The organism is Streptomyces sp. NPDC005374, assembly GCF_042872225.1.
Classification (GTDB): Bacteria; Actinomycetota; Actinomycetes; order Streptomycetales; family Streptomycetaceae; genus Streptomyces.
Genome location: NZ_JBIAKA010000009.1, coordinates 148,352 through 164,378 on the forward strand (window position 1 = coordinate 148,352; position 16,027 = coordinate 164,378).

16 protein-coding genes and 2 tRNA genes are annotated in these 16,027 nt (G+C 70.4%); 13 read left to right on the forward strand and 5 right to left on the reverse strand.

What is annotated here, in order from left to right:
• Positions 1-28: 28 nt before the first annotated feature.
• From ACFYRX_RS23855 to ACFYRX_RS23865, 3 genes are all read right to left on the reverse strand, one after another.
• Positions 29-340: an acyl carrier protein gene (locus tag ACFYRX_RS23855; RefSeq protein ID WP_389103104.1), complete on the reverse strand. Its 312-nt coding sequence runs from the start codon at positions 338-340 to the stop codon at positions 29-31.
• 740 nt (positions 341-1,080) lie between these two features.
• Entirely contained in the window at positions 1,081-1,254 is a 174-nt protein-coding gene (locus tag ACFYRX_RS23860) for a hypothetical protein (protein ID WP_389103107.1), read from the reverse strand.
• 79 nt (positions 1,255-1,333) lie between these two features.
• Positions 1,334-2,338 carry a DUF2156 domain-containing protein gene (locus tag ACFYRX_RS23865; protein ID WP_389103109.1) on the reverse strand — a complete coding sequence of 335 codons (1,005 nt, stop codon included), beginning with the start codon at positions 2,336-2,338 and terminating at the stop codon, positions 1,334-1,336.
• Between the two features lie 175 nt (positions 2,339-2,513).
• Here ACFYRX_RS23865 and ACFYRX_RS23870 point away from each other — a divergent pair.
• From ACFYRX_RS23870 to serS, 13 genes are all read left to right on the forward strand, one after another.
• A tRNA-OTHER gene (locus tag ACFYRX_RS23870) sits at positions 2,514-2,596 on the forward strand.
• 427 nt (positions 2,597-3,023) lie between these two features.
• Positions 3,024-4,625, forward strand: a complete 1,602-nt coding sequence (locus tag ACFYRX_RS23875; RefSeq protein ID WP_389103112.1) for an aldehyde dehydrogenase family protein — start codon at positions 3,024-3,026, stop codon at positions 4,623-4,625.
• A 67-nt stretch (positions 4,626-4,692) separates the two neighbouring features.
• Complete coding sequence (locus ACFYRX_RS23880) at positions 4,693-5,832, forward strand: acyl-CoA dehydrogenase family protein (RefSeq protein WP_389103115.1); 1,140 nt, start codon at positions 4,693-4,695, stop codon at positions 5,830-5,832.
• A 96-nt stretch (positions 5,833-5,928) separates the two neighbouring features.
• A complete protein-coding gene (locus tag ACFYRX_RS23885) occupies positions 5,929-7,212 on the forward strand; it encodes an aspartate aminotransferase family protein (RefSeq protein ID WP_389103118.1) in 1,284 nt (427 codons plus the stop codon).
• 2 nt (positions 7,213-7,214) lie between these two features.
• Positions 7,215-7,703 carry a type II toxin-antitoxin system RatA family toxin gene (locus tag ACFYRX_RS23890; protein WP_389103121.1) on the forward strand — a complete coding sequence of 163 codons (489 nt, stop codon included), beginning with the start codon at positions 7,215-7,217 and terminating at the stop codon, positions 7,701-7,703.
• A 69-nt stretch (positions 7,704-7,772) separates the two neighbouring features.
• Positions 7,773-8,321: a hypothetical protein gene (locus ACFYRX_RS23895; protein WP_389103124.1), complete on the forward strand. Its 549-nt coding sequence runs from the start codon at positions 7,773-7,775 to the stop codon at positions 8,319-8,321.
• Positions 8,318-8,926, forward strand: a complete 609-nt coding sequence (locus ACFYRX_RS23900) for a flavin reductase family protein (protein ID WP_389103127.1) — start codon at positions 8,318-8,320, stop codon at positions 8,924-8,926. The genes ACFYRX_RS23895 and ACFYRX_RS23900 overlap by 4 nt, the downstream gene beginning before the upstream one ends.
• Positions 8,923-9,900, forward strand: coding sequence for a VlmB-like protein (locus tag ACFYRX_RS23905; RefSeq protein ID WP_389103130.1), 978 nt, complete (start codon positions 8,923-8,925; stop codon positions 9,898-9,900). The genes ACFYRX_RS23900 and ACFYRX_RS23905 overlap by 4 nt, the downstream gene beginning before the upstream one ends.
• A complete protein-coding gene (locus ACFYRX_RS23910) occupies positions 9,897-10,910 on the forward strand; it encodes a beta-ketoacyl-ACP synthase III (RefSeq protein WP_389103133.1) in 1,014 nt (337 codons plus the stop codon). The genes ACFYRX_RS23905 and ACFYRX_RS23910 overlap by 4 nt, the downstream gene beginning before the upstream one ends.
• Before the next feature lie 94 nt (positions 10,911-11,004).
• On the forward strand, positions 11,005-11,235 hold the full coding sequence (locus ACFYRX_RS23915) for an acyl carrier protein (protein WP_389103136.1): 231 nt from the start codon (positions 11,005-11,007) through the stop codon (positions 11,233-11,235).
• Positions 11,235-12,452 carry a beta-ketoacyl-[acyl-carrier-protein] synthase family protein gene (locus tag ACFYRX_RS23920; RefSeq protein ID WP_389103139.1) on the forward strand — a complete coding sequence of 406 codons (1,218 nt, stop codon included), beginning with the start codon at positions 11,235-11,237 and terminating at the stop codon, positions 12,450-12,452. The genes ACFYRX_RS23915 and ACFYRX_RS23920 overlap by 1 nt, the downstream gene beginning before the upstream one ends.
• 52 nt (positions 12,453-12,504) lie before the next feature.
• Positions 12,505-13,998 (forward strand): APC family permease, encoded by a 1,494-nt coding sequence (locus tag ACFYRX_RS23925; RefSeq protein ID WP_389103141.1) that lies wholly within the window; start codon positions 12,505-12,507, stop codon positions 13,996-13,998.
• A gap of 36 nt (positions 13,999-14,034) precedes the next feature.
• Positions 14,035-15,336: a serine--tRNA ligase gene (serS, locus tag ACFYRX_RS23930; protein ID WP_389103143.1), complete on the forward strand. Its 1,302-nt coding sequence runs from the start codon at positions 14,035-14,037 to the stop codon at positions 15,334-15,336.
• 96 nt (positions 15,337-15,432) lie between these two features.
• Here serS and ACFYRX_RS23935 read toward each other — a convergent pair whose 3' ends face one another.
• Together ACFYRX_RS23935 and ACFYRX_RS23940 are read right to left on the reverse strand one after the other, a co-directional pair.
• The gene (locus ACFYRX_RS23935; RefSeq protein ID WP_389103146.1) at positions 15,433-15,558 is read right to left on the reverse strand and encodes a hypothetical protein; all 126 of its coding nucleotides are present in this window, start codon (positions 15,556-15,558) and stop codon (positions 15,433-15,435) included.
• 335 nt (positions 15,559-15,893) lie between these two features.
• Positions 15,894-15,967 (reverse strand) — tRNA-Thr (locus ACFYRX_RS23940).
• Between the last annotated feature and the right edge of the window lie 60 nt (positions 15,968-16,027).

Consider the following 16,027-nt stretch of genomic DNA (forward strand, 5'->3'; position numbering starts at 1 on the left):
GTCCCTCCAGCCTTCTTGTCGATGTCGGTCATTGCCTGTGCGCGGAGGTGGCCAGCCGCTCGCTGAGATGGGTGACGAGTTCGTCGACGGTGGGCTTGTTGAAGAGCAGGGTCGCGTCGATGGCGACATCGAGGGCGTCCTCCAGCCCCTTGCGCAGTCGGCTCAGGTTGAGGGAGGTCAATCCGAGATCGAAGAAGCTGATGTCGAGGGGGAGTTCCTCGTCGTCCCCCATGAGCAGCACCTGCTTGAAGCGCGCCACGACGAACGTCTCGAGTGCGTCCCGCAGGTCCGCCGGAGGCAGTTCACGCATCCGCAGGCCGATGCTCCGGAGTTCTGACATGCCGGTCCACCCGTTCTGTGGTGAAGGACGGAAGATCCGCCCAGCGATGTTCGGTACGCCTGGCGATCGAAACAGGGCAGGCTGATGTTCGGCTGATCCAGGGCTGACAGGTGCACGGGCGTGCGCGGTGCCCCTTCTGACCTCGTCGTGGGACACCGCGTCGAGGCCCCGCCTGTTCATGGGCCGGCGCGGTCAACGGGAGCCCGGCGGCGGGGTGGGCGGATAGGGGAACGGCGGGGGAGGTCCGCACGGCAGGCGGCCCGGCCGTGGGCACGGCGGAGCCCCAGTCGGCGCTCCGGCCGGAGGCAGCATCGGAGAAACCGACCGCAGGACCGGCCGTGGGCCCGGCAGCCCGGCGGTTCGGGCCGTGCCGTCGATGGGACGGCGCCTGCGGGAGCGGGCGATGGCTCCGCGGGATGGCGCCGGAAGCGGAGTCGCCGGCCAGCCCGGTGTCGCGTGTTGCAGCTGCGGTCAGCCGTCCGATCGGCAGGTGCGCGACAGAAGCCGCGGGCGCTGCGCTGCACGGCGCACGGCCGGACGCCGAGCGGCGGACAATGGGACAGTGGGCACGAGGGGCAGCGGTCCCAGGGGTGCTCCGGACCACCGATGCAGATCTCCGTGTGCGAAGCGGCGTCGCACCGCGGGCCACTGGCCACCCCTCCCGGTCTCCGCCTGGGGGGCCGCGCCGTGCCGTGCACAGTCCTCCCTCGGCCCACGGCCGGGGCACGGCTGCCGGACGGTCAGCGGGAACCGGCCTCTGCGGTCAGCCGCTCGTCGAGGTTACGGACGATCGCGGCGGCACTCTCGGCCGTCGGCTCGTCGTCCGGGGCGCCGATCACGGCCATCAGCGATTCCACGAGCGCCTGCTTGAGCTCGTCCGTGGAGCGGGCGCCCTGGGCGGGGGTGGTCGTCATGTGCTCCTCCTGCGGGGTGAAACGGCAATTCCGGGATCGGCCGGGGTGGCCGAGCGGTGCGGGACGTGGCTGAGGTGTCTCAGAAGGCGTTGCAGGCGCGGAATATGTGGGCGAAGGCGGCGATGGACGCTGGTCCGTCGAAGGCCACGTACTCGGGCAGCACCGCATGCGGGGCCCACTTCTCCTTGTAGTCCAGCTGCGACTGCGCCGGGTACAGCGCGGCGCCCTCGGCCCACAGGAAGTGCATCAGCCACTGGAAGGAGGGGCTGCTGCCGGGCAGTTCGTTGTCCTCGGACAGGCCGGTGAACGGGGTGAAGCCGAAGTGCAGCCACTCCGCCCCCTCGCCGATGAACTTCTCGATAGCGGCGGCGTTGGTGGCCTCCATCAGGCCCGGGGAGCCGCCTGGGATGCGCCGGCTCAGGTCGTGCATCCATCCGCTCCTGCTGCCGTACACCGGCGAGTAGGAGATGTAACTCACCGGGGAGCCGTCGATGCTGCCGAGGAAGAGCCGGCGGTGTTCCTGAGCGGGGCCGCCGACCTCACCGACGAGGAACTCCAGCGGTCGGGCGTGCTCGCCCTTGGAGGTCAGCCAGGCGTTGTCGATCGTGTGCAGCGCCTCCGCCCAGTCGTTCGTCGGCACCTCCTCGACCGTCAGGCCGTTGCGCAGGGCGCGGGAGATCTTGTTGCGCAGCTGCATGAAGCGGGTGCCGCGCAGGGTGAACTCGGGCAGGTGCACTGCCCACGAGGCGCCGATCTGATTGACCGTGAAGCCGGCCTCCCGGTACTGCTCGGCGTCCGGACGCTGGAGTTGGACGGACACGAGCTGCAACTGCTCGCGGCGAGCGTACTCACGCAGGCCCGAGAGCAGCCTTCCGTAGGCGTCGGGGGCGGAGAAGGGGCCGCCGAACTGCACGAGGTAGCGGCCGGTCCGACGGTAGACGGCGACGCCGTCGACGCCGGGGAGGGCGAAGACACCGTTCCCGGTGTTGAGGGCCAGGAACGAGCTGGGGTTCTCGGACCGGGTGTGCGTCGTGATCGCTCGCAGTACGGGACTGTCCAGGGTTGTCGTGCTTGTGGTCGACATGGCGGTCCTTCCTCGTCGCATCGGTTCGTCACCGCAAAGTAGAGCACCGTCAAATAGTGCGGCGGTAGAGCCGAAGAGAATGCAGGTAATTCCGTCAGGCAGATATCAGCAGAACATCAGCAGGGGCTGGCAGAGTATTCCTCGAGAGCGGGAAGGGAGACCGGACCGAACTCGGGGAGAGGTGCCCGGAGTGGCTTATCGGGGACCGGTGACGGTCGGGTCTTCGGACCCACGCAGGTTCAAATCCTGCCCTCTCCGCCCAGTGGATCACGCGTCCACCGCCCAGGCCGGGTGGTCATCGGCGTCAGGTCGGAGAGGCGCCGACGCGGACCGCCTCCATCAGCCGATCCGTGCCTTGGCCGATGCCGAGGCAGGCTGCCACCGACGCCGTTGACCGGCCCCACCCTCGACTAGGTCGAGGGTGGGGCCATGAGGCATGTCGGCTCACGAGTCGCAACGGTCCAGGTTCACCCCAAGCCGGCGGAGGCGACCGTTCGGACGCACAGGTGCCGCTCCGCGTCCCGCGCCGATTCCGTCGGCCGGATAAACGCCCCGCACAGCATCCCGCCAGGTTTTGTCATCGCCGGATCAGCAACGCGTCAGTGCGCGGTCAGAGAGGACTGCAATCATCAATTTGATTTCGCCTGTAATCCGATTGAGATTGCATTTCTGAAGGGTCCGCAGGATGAATCCGGAGAAAAAGTTCCGCAGCTACGGACTGTTTATCGCGGGGAAGGACGTAGAGGGCGACGGCTGGGTCTACACCGTGAGCGCCAAATCGCTCCTCGAAGATGTCTTCACCAGCGTCAGCCTGAAACGCACTCTCGAGAAGGACGCGGACTCATCCGCTGCGCAGCACCCCTACGTCATCGGCCGGTGCGCGATCGCCGACGACGCCGCCATCGACCTGGCGACCGAGGCGGCAGCCGCGGCCGCCCCCGGCTGGGCGGCGGTCCCGCTGGAGCGGCGCATCCAGCTCGGCTCCCTCTTCCGCGAGGAACTACTGCGTCGCAAGAACGAATTCGTGGAGATGCTGGTCGCCGAGTCCCACCCGGTGAAGTTGGCCCGGTGGGAACTGAGCTGCCTGCTCCAGGTCTACAGCGAGGCGAGCATCCGCTGGTACGCGCAACAGATGCACACCGAGTTCGAGGACGTCGGGCGCCGGCTGATCGTCCGTCGCCAGCCGGACGGCGTGGTCGCCTTCAACCCGCCCCAGAACGCCCCGGCACCCAGCGCGGCCCTCGCCGTACTGGCCGTGATGGCCGGCAACGCGGTCGTGGTCCGTGCCCCGCGCAGCATCGCGCTGAGCACCCTGTGGGTGCTGCGTGACGTGGCGGCGCCGCTGCTGGACGAGGTAGGGGCGCCTCCCGGCACGCTCAACGTGGTCTGCGCCAACCCGAAGCAGACCCTGGCTCGTTGGATCGCCAGCCCCCTCATCGACGACATCTTCTACATCGGCGGCAGTCAGGAGGGTCTGCGCTTCCAGGAGCAGTGCGTGGCCAACGGCAAGAAGCCGATCCTGGAGCTGGCCGGCAACGACGGGATCATCGTCTGGAAGGACGCCGACCTGCGCTACGCCGCTGAGGCGATCAGTGAGGCGTTCTACGGCTCAGGACAGATCTGCATGGTGCCCAACTACGTCCTGGTGCACCCCGAGGTCGCCGACGACCTCATCGCCGAGGTCGAGCGGCAGGTCGCCGGAGTGCGACCGGGCTACCCGGACGAGGAGGACGTCCTGCTCTCACCGGTGCGCCGCTCCGAGCGCTTCTTCGGCCTGCTGGACCGGGCCCTGGAGCAGGGTGCGCAGCTGGTGACCGGTGGCAGGCGCACCGAACTGGACGGCACTCCGTCCGAGACGGGTGTCTTCCTCCAGCCGACCGTGCTGCGGGTGGACGGACTGAGCGCGGCCCGCGAGCACGACGTGGTGCGGCACGAGACGTTCTTCCCCCTGCTGCCGATCGTGGTGGCCGAGCCGGGCACCGACGAGGTCCTGCTCGACCGTTTCCTGGACTTCGTCAACAGCAACGAGTACGGGCTGCGCAACTCGCTGTGGGCCAAGGACGAGAAGGTCGTCGACATCTTCGTGCAGCGGGTCGTCAACGGCGGCCTGCTGAAGGTCAACGACTCGCACATCGGCTTCCTGCCCTATCTGCCCAGCCACGGCGGGACCGGTCTGACCGGCGGGGTCTTCGGCGAGGCCAACTACCCGATGCTCAAGACCTCCCACGTCCAGGGCGTCAGCCTCGCGCGGGACGTCAGCCCCCACCAGACCGTCTTCGGCAGCTGATCCGCCCCTCCGACGCGCTCCGGCCGGCGGATCACCACCCGCGAACCCCCCGAATGAGGTGACACCCGTGAGATCTCTCGACGTCGCCCGCGACACCTGCGAGCGTTTCCACCCCGGGCTGGTCAAGGCCCTGTCGGCCCTGCCCTTCGAGGAGCGCGAGGCCCCCGGCAGTCCGGTGGTCGACCTGTTCCGGTCGGCCGCCGGTGTGGGGCTGCTGATCCCCACCGAGTACGGGGGCCTGGGTGCGGACCCGGTGGACGCCGTGCTCGTGCAGCGGGCCGTCGGCTCGCTTTCGCCGTCGCTGGCCGCAGCCTCCACCATGCACCACTTCACCGCCGCGATGCTCTACGCGCTCGCCCACGACACGGGCCGACTGACGCCCGCTCAGACCGAGGTGCTGCACACGGTGGTGCCCGAGCAGCGGCTGATGGCCTCCGGCTGGGCCGAGGGACGCACCCAGCAGAACATCCTCACGCCGGCGGTCACCGCCACGCCGGTCGAGGGCGGCTACCTGCTGAACGGCGCCAAGAAGCCGTGCAGCCTGTCGCGTTCGATGAGCCTGTTGACCGCGAGCATCGCCGTACCCGGCGCGGACAGCGTGCCCGAGCTGGCCCTGGCGTTGGTGAACTCCTCGTCGCCGGGCCTGACCGTGCAACCCTTCTGGAGCAGCGAGGTTCTGGCCGCCGCCCAGAGCGACGAGGTGCGCCTGGCGGATGTCTTCGTGGCCGAGGACATGGTGGTCCGCACCACCGCAGACGACCCGGACCGGATCGAGGACCTCCAGAACGCCGGCTTCGTCTGGTTCGAGATGCTGGTGTCGGCCGGGTACGCCGGCGCCGCCGCCGGGCTGACCGAGGAGGTGCTGAGCCGCGGGCGCGGCAGCGCGAGCGAGCGCGGCACCCTGCTGATCCGCACCGAGTCCGCCTTCCAGCTGCTGCTGGGAGCCGCCCGCGCGGTGCGCGACGGGGTCGGCGGCGAGGAGGCCGTCTCCCAGGTGCTGATCGCCCGGTTCTCCGCCCAGGAGGCGCTGTCGCTCGCCACCCAGCAGGCGCTTGAGCTGCTGGGCGGCATCGACTTCATCCGGTCCTCCGCGCACCTCCGTATGGCCGCCTCGGTCCGCCCGCTCGCCTTCCATCCGCCGTCCCAGGGCTCCACCGTCGAGTCGCTGCTGGCGTACGCCGACGGCGCCGTGCTCGATCTGTCGTGACGACCGGGAACGGGGCCCGACGGCCGGGCCCCGTTCGCCGCCCCCTTCAACGGGCCGCCGAGCCCGGCCCGCCCACGCACCGAAAGCGAGTCACCGATGACCACGACCCTCGACGCCGCGGTCGGCCAGGAGGAGGAGATCCTCCGGCTCTACCGGGCCCATCTGAGCAAGGGCCGGGCAACCCTGGCCGAGCTCTTCGGCACCCATATGGAGGTCGAGTCCAAGGGCGCCTGGCTCACCACCTCCGACGGCGAACGCTTCCTCAACGCGGGCGGCTACGGCGTCTTCATCACGGGCTCCCGCCACCCTGTCGTCATGGAGGAGGTGCGCCGCCAGCTGGAGACCCACCCCGTGGCCACCCGCATCCTGCTGGAGCCGACCGTCGCCCGGGCCGCCGAGGCACTGGTCTCGGTCGCTCCGGAGGGGCTGGACCGTGTGCACTTCGCTCTGTCCGGGGCGGAGGCGGTGGAGACCGGTCTGAAGCTGGCCCGGGCGAACGGCCGCAAGCGGACGGTCTCGATGCACGGCGGCTACCACGGCAAGACGCTCGGAGCCCTGTCGGCCACCGCAAAGGAGGTCTACCAGGCGCCCTTCCGCCCGCTGATCCCCGACGTGCTGCACCTGCCGTTCGGTGACATCGACGCGCTGCGTGCGGAGCTGTCCCAGCACCCGGGCGAGGTCTGCGTGGTCCTGGAGCCGGTGCAGGGCGAGGGCGGCGTGATCATCCCTCCCCGGGGCTATCTCAAGCAGGTCGAGCAGGCGGTCCGTGAGTTCGACGGCTTTCTGGTGCTGGACGAGGTGCAGACCGGCTTCGGTCGGCTCGGCGAGTGGTGGGGCCTGGACACGGAGGACGTCCGGCCCGACGTACTGCTGGCCGGTAAGGCGCTCGGCGGAGGCGTGGTGCCGGTCTCGGCGGCCATCGCCACCCGCGAGGCCTTCCGGCCCTTCGACAAGGACCCCTACGTCCACACCTCGACCTTCTCCGGACAGCCGCTGCTGATGGCTGCGGTACAGGGCACCGTCCGCGCGATCCGCGAGGAGGAGCTGGTGCCCCGGGCCCGCGAGCTCGGCGCCCGGCTGCTGCCGCGGATCACCGAGATCGCCCGGCGCAACATCCCCGACCTGATCGTTGAGGTGCGCGGCCAAGGCCTGCTGATCGGTGTCGAGATGGTCGAGCCGGGGCTGGCCGGCGAGCTGCTGATCGAGCTGTTCAACCACGGCGTCGTCGTCAACCACTCGATGAACGGCTCCTCCGTGGTGCGGTTCACCCCGCCCGCCATCCTCACCGACCGGGACGTCGAGTTCCTGCTCGACTCCTTCGACAAGGCCACCGTCGACCTTGTGCGGCGCTCGGCCATGATGCCTGAAGGCGGCAACTGACCATGCGACACGTCGAACTCCGCGCCCTGGTGCGTCTTGCCTCCGCCGAGGAGGTCTTCGCGACCGTCCCGCGCTGGGAGCGCTATCCGGAACTCGCCCCGCACGTGCGGTCCACGAAGGTGCACGCGACGCTGCCCGAGCCGGTCGGCAGCTCCAGCTGGGAGCTGCATTTCCGCAGCGGGCTGCTGCGCTGGACGGAGGAGGACACCTTCTTCCCCGACCGGCTGGAGATCCGCTTCGAGCAGACCGACGGCGACTTCGACAGCTTCGAGGGCATGTGGACGCTCCGTCAGGACGGCCCCGACGTCTCGGTCGTCTTCAGCGCCGACTTCGACTTCGGCATCCCGAGCCTGGCCAGCATCCTCGACCCGATCGCCGAGCGCGTCATCCGGGAGACCGTGGCCTGGGCCGTCACCGGCTTCTTCACCGACACCAAGATCCTCGACTCGGACATCGACCTCGACGCGGCAGCCGCCCCGAGCGCGGGCTGACCGCAGGACGGCGGCGGTCGGGCCGTCGTCGGCACCGCACCCTCACAGGAGTGGAACAGGAGTTCAACCGTGGACCAGGCCAATCCCTTCGAGACGCCGAAGACCTACTCCCTGCACCGCGCCGAGTACCTGGTCGGCTTGGCGGTGACCACGGGTCTGATCATCGCGCACGCCACCGACATCCGCTGGCTGCCGGCCATCGGGCTCTTCCTTTACATCGACCTGATCGGCTACATACCCGGCGCGATCGCCTTCCGTCGCTCCGGCGGGGCCCCCATCCACAAGGGCTACTACGTCACCTACAACATCATGCACAGCCTGATCACCCAGGGCGCCGTCGCCGCCCTGTGGTGCTGGCTGGTCAAGCCGGAGTGGGCGCTGTTGCTGCTGCCGTTCCACCTGTTCGGCGACCGCGGCCTGTTCGGCAACTTCATGAAGTCCTTCGCGCTGCCCTTCGAGCCGGTCCGTCAGCCCGGGTACCTGCGGCTGCTGGACGACCTGGGACTGAAGCACCCAAAGCCGGTCGGCCATGAGAGCGACCCGGCCCCCGTGGGCCACACTCCCGTGACCCGGAAGCTGGGCGAGACCCTTCCGGCCGGGCGGGGGGTGACCCGATGAGTTCCGTGACGCTGCGCAACCGCTGGACCACACAGGACCGCGCCCTGCGTCGGCTGGCCGGACCGGTGTCGGTGCTCACCGCCGTACACAACGGCCGCCGCCACGGCACGACCGTCAGCACGGTCACCCGGATCTCCCGCCGCCCGCAGGTGCTGGGCGTATGTCTGAAGCCCGGCTCGGTGCTGGCCGGGCTGGCCGGCACCGAGGGCCGGTTCGCAGTCAACGTGCTCAGCGGCGAGCAGGGCCGACTGGCCCGCTACTTCGCCGAGCACTCGCGGCCCCGCAGCGCCGCTCAGTTCGACGGCATCGACTGGCACCCGGCCGCCTACTCCGGCGCACCTCTGTTCCACCACGCCCTGGCGCACTACGACTGCCGGGTGGTGGGCCGCTTCCAGGTCGGCGACCACACAGTGCTGCTCGGCGCGGTCGTGCACGCCGATACCACCGAGGGGGATCCGCTGATCAGCTACTCCGGCGAGATGTTCGCCGGGACCCTGATGCCGGTCGCCGAGAGCGACGACGGCGCCGCGCTCGACGCGGACCCGGCGCTCGTCGACGCTTCCCTGCCCCTCCCGCCGCCCGCCAAGGAGAACGTGCCGTCATGACGACCACTGCCGAAGAAGCCGGCTGGGACACCGCACCCGGCCTGCTCGACGGAGCCACGGAACTGACCCTCGGCCCGGACCGGTGCAACCTGGCCTACTGGTTCACCGAGGTCGCGCAGGGCACCCTGCGGGACCGCGGCGCGACCGGGCACCATGACAAGGCCGACGTGCCGGAGTTCTTACGCCGGCCCGGGCCACTGCGCGAGGCGCTGGTCCTGGAGTTCGGCTTCCGCAGCCTGGCGGAGGAGATCGCCACCCGGCTGCTGGGCCACTACGTCTCCCGCGCCCCCGGCATCCCGGAGATGGAGTTCTACGCCACCCAGCTGATGGACGAGGCCCGCCACTGCCGGGTGTTCCGCAACCATCTGGTGGAGCTGGGCATGCCGGAGAAGTCGCTCCTGACCGACATCGAGGAGATGGCCGCCGACTACCGGCGCGAGGTCCTCCAGCCGGTGGAGGACTTCACGCTGGAGATCATCCGCGACCAGGGCGACTTCCCCGGCGGGGTGGCCGTGTTCGCCATCGTCATCGAGGGGGTGCTCGCACCGGCCGCCGAGCTGAGCGAGCGCAAGTGGACACCGCTGTCGGAAGCTACCCAGGAGATCTCCCGCGGCACTGCGATAGACGAGATCCGGCATCTGACCGTGGCCAGCACCATTCTGCGCGACCACGTCCGCGACCACCCCGAGTACCGGCCGCGACTGCTGGAGATCCTCGCGGCCGGCACGGAGCTGTGGGACCGGGTGCCGGACCGGCCTTACGTCATCCACCGCGAGGAGCTGTTCCAGCGGGGCATGGCGGAGCAGGCCGAACTGATCGGCGACTACGAGGTGTGGCCGGACGTGCGGCTGCTGGACACCACCCCGGAGCAGCGCTACGACATGGCCGAGAGGTGGACCGACGAGATGGCCGCGAGCCGGATGGCCTACATGGGCCTGCCGACGGACGTCACGGGACGGAGTGAACGCCCGTGACACGGCCGCCGTTCCCGGCCGGGCGGGCGGCCGTGATCGCCGGAGTCGGCGGCTACGTGCCGCCGACGGTGGTCACCAACAACGACCTGGTGGCCCGCCTGGATACCTCCGACGAGTGGATTCGCACCCGGACAGGCATCGTGTCCCGGCACGTCGTCACGCCCGGCACCGCCACCTCCGACCTCGCCGTCGAGGCCGGTCGACGGGCCCTGAAGTCGGCGGAGGACTCGCAGGTCGACGCGGTGGTGCTGGCCACCACCACGCCCGACCGCCCCTGCCCGGCGACCGCCCCGGCGGTGGCCACCCGGCTGGGGCTGAGCGGGGTACCAGCCTTCGACGTGGCGGCGGTGTGTACCGGTTTCCTGTACGCCCTGGCGGTCGGCGCCGGGTTCCTCGCCTGCGGCCTGGCCGATCGGGTGCTGGTCATCGCCTCGGATGCGTTCACCACGATCATCGACCCGGCCGACCGCAGCACCGCCGTCATCTTCGCCGACGGCGCCGGCGCCGTGGTACTGCGGGCCGGTTCGGCGGACGAGCCGGGCGCTCTCGGCTCGGTGGTGCTCGGCAGCGACGGCGAGCTGAGCGACCTCATCACCGTCCCGGCCGGCGGCTCGCGCCAGCGTTCCGCCGGCACCCCTCCGCAGCCGGGCGACGAGTTCTTCCACATGAACGGCCGTGCCACCTACCGGCACGCGGTGGAGCGGATGACCGCTGCCTCGCTGCGGTCCCTCGCCACCGCCGGCTGGCGGCTGGAGGATGTCGACCGGTTCGCCGCGCACCAGGCCAACGCGCGCATCCTCGGCGCGGTCGCCGAACGGCTCGGCATCGGGCCGGAGCGGCAGCTGACCAACATCGAGCACGTCGGCAACACCGGCGGCGCCTCGATCCCGTTGCTCCTGGCCCAGAGCGTGGCCGACGGAAGCCTGGCGGCCGGCCATCGGCTGCTGCTGACCGCCTTCGGCGGCGGCCTGGCGTGGGGCGCGGCAACCCTCACCTGGCCCGAGTTCTAGGTGATGCCCGCCGAGGATCGCCCCCCGGCACCCACCTGCATCCCTGCATACATCCCGCACACCACACGGACTGTGAACCGGAGGCGAGCACACCATGTTCGAAAAACTGAAGGAAATTCTGGTCAACAAGCTCAAGGTCACCCCTGAGCAGATCACCCCCGAGGCCACACTGGAGGACATCGAGCTGGACTCGCTGGCTGTCGTCGAGCTGTCGCTGGTGCTGGAGACCGAGTTGGCCGTGTCCGTCTCCGACGACGAACTGCTGGAGGCGGAGACCGTCGGTGACATGGTGGCGCTCATCGAGCAGCGGAGCGCGCGAGTGTGATGGCCGGCACCGACATCGCCGTCACCGGTCTCGGCCTGGTCACCCCAGCCGGGATCGGCACCACCGCGAGCTGGTCCGGCGTCCGCGCCGGACGCGCCACCGCGGCGTACGACCCCGCCCTTGAGGGCAACCCGGTGGCCATCTCGTGCCGGGTGCCGGACTGGGACCCCGACGCCCTGCTGGGTGCCCGCCGGGCCCACCGGCTCGACCGCTTCAGCCAGTTCGCGCTGGTCGCGGCGCGCGAGGCGATTGCCGACGCCGGCCTGGATCCCGCCACCTGGGACGGCGCCCGGGTCGGCGTGGTGCTCGGCTGCGCCGACGGCGGGCCGGGCACCGTGGAGGAACAGCACCGGGTGCTGGTGGAGCGCTCGCCGGACCGGGTCTCCCCGCTGCTGCTGCCGATGCAGTTGCCCAACATGCTGGCCGGCCAGACCGCCATCGAGTTCGGCGTCACCGGCCCGAACCTGGTGGTCGCCACCGCCTGCGCGTCCGGGACCACGGCCATCGGCACCGCCCGCGACCTGCTGCTGCTCGACCGATGCGACGTGGTGCTGGCCGGCGGCAGCGAGGCCATGATCACACCCCTGGTGATGGCAGGCTTCGCCCGCATGGGCACGCTGTCGCGGCGCACCGACGACCCGGCTGCCGCCTCCCGCCCGTTCGACACCGACCGCGACGGCTTCGTGGCCGGCGAGGGCGCCGGAGTGCTGGTCCTGGAGCGGCCCGCCGACGCCCGCGCCCGCGGTGCCCGGGTCCGCGCCCGGGTGGCCGGTTACGGAGCTTCCGCCGACGCCCACCACGTCACCTCCCCGCACCCCGACGGGGTCGGGCTGGAGGCGGCGATGCGCACGGCGCTCGCCGACGCCGGCGCGCTGCCGTCGGACGTCGGACACGTCAACGCGCACGGCACCGCCACCCGGCTCAACGACCTCGCCGAGGCCCGTGTGGTGCACCGCGTCCTCTGCGACCCGCTGGTGACCTCCACCAAGGGGGTCACCGGCCATCTGCTGGGCGCGGCCGGCGCGGTCGAGGCCGTGTTCACCGTGCTCGCTCTTCAGGAGCAGGTGGTGCCGCCCAGCGCCAACCTCGTCGTCCCCGATCCTGCCTGCGAGGTCAAGGTGGCCGCCACGGCCACCGGAACCCGCTTCGACCTCGCCCTGAGCAGTTCCATGGGCTTCGGCGGCCAGAACGCCGTGCTGGCCATCGCGGCCGCCTGAGCCGGCCCGACTCGACCGACCCACCCCACGTCCCACACCTCAGGAGCACGTCATGACGGCCGGAACCCCTCCCTCCCCCAGTCCCACCAGATCCCTGACCACCAGCTACATCGTCTTCATGATCGTCGCCGCGGCGGCACCGCTGTCCGCGATGGTCGGCACGGTCCCGCTGGCGTTCGCGATCGGCACGGCCGAGGGTGTGCCGGCGGCGTTCGCGTTCGCCGGGGTGATCCTGGTGTGCTTCTCCGTCGGGTACGCGATCAGTGCCCGCCGCACCGGGGGCTCCGGGGGCTTCTACGCATCCATCGCCGACGGCCTGGGTCGGCCCACCGCGGTGGGCGGCGGCTGGACGGCGATCGTCTCCTACAACTGCGCGACGATAGGTCTGGTCGGCGCACTGGGATACTTCACGAGCCTGGTGCTGTCCGACCACGGGGTGCACCTGTCGTGGGAGTGGTCCTGTGCCGTCGGCCTGGTGCTCGTCGCCGTCCTGGGATACCGGGACATCGCCATCAGCGCCCGCGTGCTGGCGGTGCTGATGCTCGCCGAGATCGGCATCCTGGCCGCCCTGGACGTGGCCGTGCTGGTGCGGCACGGCGTGCACGCGTTGCCGGGGACCTCGTTCTCCTGGCACACGGCCACAGGCCCCGGTGTCGGCATCTCGCTGATGTTCGCCTTCGTGTCGTTCATCGGCTTCGAGTCGGCCGCTCTGTACGGCAAGGAGGCGAAGACACCCGGCCGCAGCGTGCCGCGGGCGACCTATATCGCGGCGGTACTGATCGCCTCCTTCTACGCGCTGACCAGTTGGGAGGCGGTCGGCGCGATCGGCTCGGGCCGGGTGCGGGAAACCGCCGGAAAGCAGCTCGGCGACCTCTTCTTCAATCTGGGCGACGAGTACCTCGGACCCACCGGAAGCACCGTCCTTCAGATCATGCTCTGCTCCAGCCTGTTCGCCGCGACCCTGGCGCTGCACAGCGCCGCCAACCGGTATGCGCAGGTACTCGCGGACGACGGCCTGCTGCCCCGGTTCCTGGGCCGGCTGCACCCGAAGCACAGCTCGCCGCACCTCGCAAGCGTCGTGCAGGTGGTGGTGTGCGCCGCCGCCGTCGTCGCCTTCGCGATCGGCGGCCTGGACCCGTACGCGAACATGACGACCAGCATGCTCGGCCTGGGCACCCTTGGGATCGTCTTCCTCCAGGCCCTGGCCGCGCTGTCCACGGTGGCCCTGCGACGCAAGGGCGTCCGGCTGGGCTGGTGGCAGGGCACGGTGATGCCGCTGCTGGCCTTCGCCGGCCTTGCCGCCACGGTCTACCTGGTGGTCGGCAACTTCGACGTGCTGACCGGCGCGACCGGCGGGGTCGTCGCCCAACTGCCGTGGCTGATCCCACTGATGGCCGTGCTGGGCGTGCTGTGGACGCTGCGGCTCCGGTCCGTCGACGCCGAGCGCTACCGGGCGCTGGCCACCGCGCACGTCGCCCCCAGCACGGGCGATGCGGACGCCGACGCACCGGCCCCGACCCCTGCCACCGTCTCCGAAACAGCCTGACGACGGCCCCTGTTCGTACGATCCGGAGGGAACGACGTGCACGACGTACGCGAGCTGATCGAGAGCGGACCGGAGGCGGAGCGTCGGCTGGCCCGGCGCGGCCACCCGCTCGACCTCGACGCCCTGCGGGCCTCGCAGCAGCGCCGACTGGCCGCACTTGGTGCGGTGAGCGGGCTGCGGGCCGAGCTGAAGAAAACGGCCCGCGGCTCCGAGAGGACGCAGGCTGTGGGCGCCGCGGGCCTGACGGTCCCGGACCTGCGGGAGCGCAACCGGCGCCTGCGCGAGCAGGTTCAGGCGGCGGAGGCCGAAGCCCGGGAGGCCAGTCAGGAGTTGGAGCGGCTGCTGTTGACGGTGCCGAACCTGCCGTCGGACGACCTGCCCGACGGGTTCAGCGAGAAGGACGCGGTGGAGGTGCGACGGGTCGGCCCGCAGCGCGGATCGGGCCCCGGTCTCGGCCGGCACCACGCCGACCTCGGCGAGAAGCTAGGCGCGCTGGACTCTGCGGCGGCGGCGAAGCTGTCCGGGGCGCGCTTCAGCGTCAGCCGCGGTTCCGGGGCCCTGCTGGAGCGGGCCCTTTCCTCTCTGCTCCTTGATCTGCACACCCAGGAGCACGGGTACACCGAGTACTCGGTGCCGCATCTGGTCAGCCGACAGACCATGACCGGCACCGGGCAGTTGCCGAAGTTCGAGAAGGACCTGTTCGCCACGGCGGTGGGTGGACGGGAGATGTTCCTGATCCCGACCGCCGAGGTGCCGCTGACCAACCTGGTGGCGCGGGAGGTGCTCGACGGGCGCGAGCTGCCGCTGGCACTGACCGCCCGCTCCCCCTGCTACCGGGGCGAGGCGGGCTCCTACGGCCGCGACACCCGCGGCATCCTGCGACTGCACCAGTTCGAGAAGGTGGAGTTGGTGCGGGTCTGCCGGGCGGAGGACTCCGGGGAGCAGCTGGAATTGATGCTCGGACACGTCGAGGCGTGCCTCAAGCGGCTGGAGCTGTCGTACCGGGTGGTGCTGCTGCCGGCCGGTGACATCGCCTTCTCCGCGCGCAAGACGTACGACGTCGAGGTGTGGCTGCCCGGCAGCGACGCATACCGGGAGATCTCCTCGGTGTCGGACTGCGGGACGTTCCAGGGCCGCCGGGCCGGCATCCGCTACCGCACGGCGGGGGGCTCCCGGAGGACCGCAGCCACGCTCAACGGATCCGGCCTGCCGATCGGACGGACCGTCGCCGCGCTGCTGGAGCAGGGGCAGCAACAGGACGGCTCGGTGGTGCTGCCGGAAGCACTAGCCGCCTACACCGGCTTCCACCGCCTGCTCCCCGACGGCGGCGTCGAATAGTCCCCGCACCCGTGTTCCGGTTCACAGCACGGCGACATTGCCACCCCGGCTCACGTGGTGAGCACGGCACCTCGCCCAAGGATCTGTCCTCCTCTGTCAGCTCCTGAAACGCCAACTGCTCCAGGAGACCTCCATCGTGGTGCCGTGCTCGGCTGCGAGCACCCGCAGCCGAGCAGCGACAGAGTCCTTGGTCTTGATGCTCGTCCACTTCGGATCAGCCATCCCGGCCTCCACGCAACCGGTGGAGAACGGGCCGCCGCTGGAGTCGGTGAGAGCACCGTGTCTGGCGTGGTGACCGTCTGAACCACCAAATTCGCGGTTGGCCGGGAGCCGGTCTGCACGCTCGGCCACCACGCCAATCCGAACAGCCCGAAGAAGATCGACCGCGAGAGACAAAAGACCAGCCCACAACTCTGCAGAGCGGAACCGCCACCGACTGCAAACCTCAGACCTACGCATTGCGATGCACAGACCGCATGTGCCCGATTGACCCGAATTCCAAGGTCAACCAAAACAAGAAACCCCAGGTCAGAGGCCCGACCTGGGGTTCACCACAGAGCCGCCTTCGGGATTCGAACCCGAGACCTACGCATTACGAGTGCGTTGCTCTGGCCATCTGAGCTAAGGCGGCGCGCCGTCCGCACCATGGTGCGATCAGCAACGTCGGAAAGTCTACAGGGTTTCCGGGGGT